This window comes from Catenibacterium sp., assembly GCF_052354645.1.
In the GTDB taxonomy this organism is placed as follows: domain Bacteria; phylum Bacillota_I; class Bacilli_A; order Erysipelotrichales; family Coprobacillaceae; genus Catenibacterium; species Catenibacterium mitsuoka_A.
In genome coordinates this window covers 9548-10663 of sequence record NZ_DAWDDM010000044.1, presented here as the reverse complement: position 1 = coordinate 10663, position 1116 = coordinate 9548, and the positions used below count along the sequence as shown (strand labels likewise).

1 protein-coding gene and 1 tRNA gene (1 of these 2 running past the window's edge) are annotated in these 1116 nt (G+C 34.0%); both read left to right on the top strand.

The features are described 5' to 3' along the window. On the top strand, positions 1-1010 hold a 1010-nt coding region (gene thiI / locus ACT8VG_RS03420), incomplete at its 5' end, for a tRNA uracil 4-sulfurtransferase ThiI (protein ID WP_444195205.1). 82 nt (positions 1011-1092) lie between these two features. After that, positions 1093-1116: transfer RNA gene (locus ACT8VG_RS03415), tRNA-Lys, on the top strand; it runs 152 nt beyond the window's last position.

Below are 1116 nucleotides of genomic sequence, written 5' to 3'. Positions count from 1 at the left end.
AAGATAAGTTAAAGAGAATCTTTGCTATTCATAACTTTTCATTATGTTATAAGTTGGAACATGACTTAGAAAAAGCAAAAGAAGTTGTTACTTATATTATTGATCATGATGAAGGAAATACATTTAAGATTGATACCAAGAGACATGATAAATCATATCCTAAGAATTCTATTGAAATGAATAAAGAAATTGCAGGCTATGTATTCCATCATACAACTAAAGAATTATCTGTTGATGTACATAACCCAGATATCTTAGTGCGTGTAGAATATAGAAAAGATGCAATTTATATTATGGATAATATGATTCCAGGTGCAGGAGGCTATCCAGTAGGTATTGGTGGTAAAGCTTTATTAATGCTGTCTGGTGGTATTGATTCACCTGTGGCAGGTTATCTCACTATGAAGCGTGGTGTAGATATTGAATGTATTCATTATGCTTCTCCACCTTATACAAATGAAATGGCAAGAGAAAAGGTATTAGATCTAGTCAATGTCTTAAAAGACTATACACATGGCTCTATTAAAGTACATATCGTGCCATTTACTGATCTTCAGTTATCTGTATATGATCATTGTGATGAATCTTATGCTATGACAGTGATGCGCCGTATGATGTATAGAATTGCGGAAGGTGTTGCAAAGAAGAATGACTGCTTAGCTATAGTAAATGGTGAAAGTATCGGACAGGTCGCATCTCAGACACTTGAATCTATGAATACAATCAATCAGGTGATTACTACTCCAGTTATTCGTCCAGTCGCATGTATGGATAAACTAGAAATCATTAAGATTGCAGAAAAGATTGGTACATATGATATCTCTATTAGACCATTTGAAGACTGCTGTACAATCTTTACACCACATAACCCAGCTACTAAACCTAAGGCTTATAAAGCAGAAGGCTATGAAGCAGAATGGGACTTTGCATCAGAAGTACAGAAGTGTATTGATCATACAGAAACAATCATCATAAACTCTAAATATAAGAACAATGATGACTTGTTTTAAAAAAAGTAAAAAAAGTTTATAAAGTAGTTGACGAAGTGTTCTTAATCGTGTAATATATAACTCGTCGGTTGAGGACACACCTCTCTCCGTAGCTCAGTTGGTAGAG